This is a genomic window from Brevundimonas sp. Root1423 (assembly GCF_001426805.1).
Genome location: NZ_LMFL01000073.1, coordinates 2,924 through 7,578 on the forward strand (window position 1 = coordinate 2,924; position 4,655 = coordinate 7,578).

A 4,655-nucleotide genomic window follows, 5' to 3' on the forward strand; every position below is an offset into this window, starting at 1 on the left:
TGATCGAAGGCTGCCTGATTGATCGAGGGCTGCCTGATCGCCAGCTTCGCGATGCAGGCGCACGCCTGYTACATCTATCTGCGCGGCGAATATGTGCTGGAACGCGAGCGCATGGAGRCGGCGGTCAAGCAGGCCTATGAGGCGAAGCTGATCGGCAAGAACAACGTCCATGGCTGGGATTTCGACGTCTACATCCACCACGGCGCGGGGGCCTATATCTGCGGCGAGGAGACGGCCCTGCTGGAGAGCCTGGAGGGCAAGAAGGGCCAGCCCCGCCTGAAGCCGCCGTTCCCGGCCGGTGCGGGCCTGTACGGCTGCCCGACCACGGTGAACAACGTCGAGTCGATCGCTGTGGTCGGCACCATCCTGCGCCGCGGGGCCGAGTGGTTCGCSGGCTTCGGCCGKCCGAACAACACCGGCACCAAGCTGATGACCATCAGCGGCCAYGTGAACCGGCCGTGCAATGTCGAAGAGGCGATGTCGATCCCGCTGAAGCAGCTGCTGGAAGAGCACTGCGGCGGCGTGCGCGGCGGCTGGGACAATCTGAAGGCYGTSATYCCGGGCGGSTCGTCSGTGCCGCTGATCACSCGCGAGATGTCSGARACSGCGCTGATGGATTTCGACAGCCTGCGCGATATGCGCTCGGGCCTCGGCACCGCGGCKGTGATCGTCATGGACCAGTCGACCGATCTGGTSCGCGCCATCGCCCGCATCAGCTATTTCTACAAGCATGAGAGCTGCGGCCAGTGCACGCCSTGCCGCGAGGGCACGGGCTGGATGTGGCGSGTGCTGGAGCGRATGGCCGTCGGCGAGGCCGAYCCGTCCGAGATCGACMTGCTGCTGGAGGTCTCGACCCAGATCGAGGGCCACACCATCTGCGCCCTCGGCGACGCCGCCGCCTGGCCGGTGCAGGGTCTGATCCGGCATTTCCGTCACGAGATCGAGGACCGCATCTCCTCCTACCGCAGCCGCCGCGCGAATTTCGCCGGCCACGCGATCGCGGCGGAATAGGGATGCGCCTGTTCCGCACATTGTCCGTCATCCTCGGGTCAAGCCCGAGGATGACCGCGGTGGGGGTGGTTGCGGCGCTCTCGCTTGCCGCATGTGGTCCGGCGGCTGAGAAAGCTTCGCCGACGGCGGCGGAGACAGTCCCGGCCGCGAACCCCGCGTCCGTCGCCGAGGCTTCCGCGCCCGCCGTGCTGACGGACGACCAGTTGCGCCGCGTCTGCCAGGCGGGACTGGCTGAAATCCATGGTCAGTCCATCGCGGACATCCGGATCGACGGGCTCGAGGGCGGGGTCGTCAACGCCTCGTGGCGCGCGCCGGTCGACGGCGGACGCCGCCAGGCCCAGTGCCGCGTCGATGGCGACAGGGTCGTCTGGAAACAGGTCGGCGCGGCGAATCCGGAGCAGAACCGCTGGATGAACCAGCCCGGCGACCCCGTGACGCGCTTCGTGCTGGACGGCGAGACGGTGACGATCAACCAGACCCTGCCGGCCGGCGGGACGGTGGCAGACGATCAGGGGGGAATCTGATGCGCGGCAAGGTCCTGAGTTACGACGACTACACCGGGTCCGGCCTGATCAGCGGCGACGACGGGGTGCGCTACACCTTCACGCGGGGCGGCCTGATGGGCGGCGCGCGCGAGGCGTTTCCGGGGTCGCAGGTGGATTTCGAGATCGCCGACGGCGTGGCGACCAACATCTACATCACCAGCGGCGCGTCGCTGAACCTGTCGGGCGACAGGAACCGCATTGTCGCTGCCTTGCTGGCCCTGTTCCTGGGCTGGCTGGGGATTCACAAATTCTATCTCGGCAAGAACACCGCCGGCATCATCATGGCGCTGTGCGGCACCATCGGCTGGCTGCTGTTCGCCATCCCGCCGATGATCATCGGCGTCATCGCCTTCATCGAATTCATCATCTACCTGGTCAAATCCGACGGCGAGTTCCACCGCGACTATGTCGCGGGGAACAAGTCCTGGTTCTGATCCGGTTCGCTTAGAGAAACGCAGAGGTCGCGGCGAATGCCCATCGCGAAAGTCAACGGCGTAGAGACCGAGTTCGAGCCCGGGATGACCGTGCTCCAGGTCGCCGAGCGCGCCGGGCACGAGATCCCGCGCTTCTGCTATCACGAGCGGCTGTCGATCGCCGGCAACTGCCGCATGTGCCTGGTGGAGGTGAAGCCCGGACCGCCCAAGCCGCAGGCGTCCTGCGCCCTGCCGGCGGCCGAGGGCCAGGAGATCTTCACCGACACSCCGATGGTCAAGAAGGCGCGCGAAGGGGTGATGGAGTTYCTGCTCATCAACCACCCGCTGGACTGCCCGATCTGCGACCAGGGCGGCGARTGCGACCTGCAGGACCAGGCCATGGGCTACGGCCGCGACGGCTCCCGCTATGCGGAGAACAAGCGCGCGGTCGAAGAAAAGAACATGGGTCCGACGATCAAGACCTTCATGACGCGGTGCATCCAGTGCACCCGCTGCGTGCGCTTCATCACCGAGGTCGCCGGCGTGCCCGACATCGGCATGATCTCCCGCGGCGAGAGCGCCGAGATCACCACCTATCTCGAGAAGAACATCGACAGCGAGCTGTCGGGCAACGTCAACGACCTGTGYCCCGTCGGCGCCCTGACCCACCGGCCGTGGCAGTAGAATCACCACCTATCTCGAGAAGAACATCGACAGCGAGCTGTCGGGCAACGTCAACGACCTGTGYCCCGTCGGCGCCCTGACCCAYCGGCCGTGGCAGTACCACTACCGCCCGTGGGAGCTGAAGAAGACCGAGACCATCGACGTCATGGAYGCCYTGGGCTCGAACATYCGCGCCGACKCCAAGGGCGCSGAGGTGATGCGYRTCCTGCCGCGSGTCAAYGAGGGCATCAACGAGGAGTGGTTGTCCGACGTCAGCCGCTACGCCGTCGACGGCCTGCAGCGCCAGCGGCTGGACCAGCCTTACGTCCGTGAGAACGGCAAGCTGCGCGCCGCGTCCTGGGACGAGGCGCTGAACGTCGTGGCGGAGAAGCTGAAGGCGGCTGCGGCCGACCGCATCGGCGTCATCGCCGGCGACCTGCAGGACGCGGAGTCGATGAAGGCGGCGCTGGACCTGTTCCGCGCCCTCGGCTCGGCCAACACCGACTGTCGTCAGGATGGATCGGTTCTGGGTTATGGCCCGCGTGAGAGCTGGCTGTTCAACGCGGGTCTGGCCGGGATCGAGGCCGCCGACGCCGTGCTGGTGATCGGCGCCAATCCGCGCACCGAGGCGCCCCTTCTGAACACCCGCCTGCGCAAGACCTGGCTGGCCGGCAAGGCCGAGATCGGCCTGATCGGCGAACAGGCCGATTTGACCTATGAATACAGCTGGCTCGGCGCGGGTTCGAAGACTCTGTCGAAACTTCCCAAGGCGGCGGTCGACGCCCTGACCAAGGCTGAACGGCCGGCGATCATCGTCGGCGGCAGCGCCCTGACGGGCCCGAATGGACCGGCGGTTCTGAATGCCGTGGGCGCGCTGGCGAAGAAGGTCGGCGCGGTCGTCGACGGCTGGAACGGCTTCAACGTCCTGCACACGGCCGCCTCGCGGGTGGCCGGTCTGGACATGGGCTTCGTGCCGGCCAACGGCGGCAAGACGGCCGCCGAAATGCTCAAGCCGGGGGCGCTGGACGTGCTGGTCCTGCTGGGCGCCGACGAGGTGGATCCGACGGGGTCTGACGCCTTCCGCGTCTATCTGGGCAGCCACGGCGACCGGGGCGCGCATGGGGCGGACGTGATCCTGCCGGGCGCGGCCTATACCGAGAAGTCGGGCCTGTACGTCAACACCGAGGGCCGGGTGCAGATGGCCGAACGCGTCGTCTTCCCCAAGGGCCAGGCCAAGGAAGACTGGGCCATCCTGCGGGCGCTGTCGGCGCGCGTGGGCCAGACCCTGCCGTACGACACCCTCGACGCCCTGCGCACGAAGCTGATGGCGGATCATCCGACCTTCGGCCGCATCGACTACCTGGCTCCGGCCGCGAGCTTCGACACCGGTTCGCTGGGCAAGAAGGGCGATCTGGGCGACGTGGCTTTCACGTCGGCGGTTCGCGACCCCTATCTGAACAACCCGATCACGCGCGCCAGCGTGACCATGGCCGAGCTGTCCGCCCTGCGGATCGCCCCGGTCGCCATGGCGGCGGAGTAAGGCCTGATGGATTTCTGGACCACCCCGCTCGGCTGGACCCTCGCCACCATCGGCGGAATCCTGCTCGTCACCGTCGGCATCCTGATCTCGCTGGCCTTCCTGCTGCTGGCGGACCGGAAGATCTCCTCAAGGAAATCATCGTCCCGGCCGGCGCCGACAAGGTGGTCTTCCTGCTGGCGCCGCTGCTGACCTTCATCCTGGCCTTCATCGCCTGGGCGGCCATCCCCTTCGCCCCGGGCTGGGTGATCTCGGACCTGAACGTCGGCATCCTCTACATCTTCGCGATCAGCTCGCTGGGCGTGTACGGCATCATCATGGGCGGCTGGGCTTCGAACTCGAAGTACCCGTTCCTGGGATCCCTGCGCAGCGCCGCCCAGATGGTGTCGTATGAGGTCTCCATCGGCCTGGTGATCATCAACGTCATCCTGCTGGCCGGGACGATGAACCTGACCTCGATCGTCGAGCAGCAGCAGGGCATGTTCT

At 67.0% G+C, this 4,655-nt stretch carries 2 protein-coding genes and 3 pseudogenes; all 5 read left to right on the plus strand.

Annotated elements, in window-relative coordinates; all coding sequences use genetic code 11:
* A pseudogene (gene nuoF / locus ASD25_RS27470) lies at positions 1 to 1,011 on the plus strand (NADH-quinone oxidoreductase subunit NuoF); the annotation flags it as partial.
* 185 nt (positions 1,012 to 1,196) lie between these two features.
* Complete coding sequence (locus tag ASD25_RS27475) at positions 1,197 to 1,535, plus strand: hypothetical protein (RefSeq protein ID WP_055829286.1); 339 nt, start codon at positions 1,197 to 1,199, stop codon at positions 1,533 to 1,535.
* Entirely contained in the window at positions 1,535 to 1,990 is a 456-nt protein-coding gene (locus ASD25_RS27480; protein WP_055829289.1) for a TM2 domain-containing protein, read from the plus strand. The genes ASD25_RS27475 and ASD25_RS27480 overlap by 1 nt, the downstream gene beginning before the upstream one ends.
* Positions 1,991 to 2,026: 36 nt before the next feature.
* Positions 2,027 to 4,172: pseudogene (locus ASD25_RS27485) on the plus strand (molybdopterin-dependent oxidoreductase).
* A gap of 3 nt (positions 4,173 to 4,175) precedes the next feature.
* Positions 4,176 to 4,655, plus strand: a pseudogene (locus ASD25_RS27490) (NADH-quinone oxidoreductase subunit H); the annotation flags it as partial.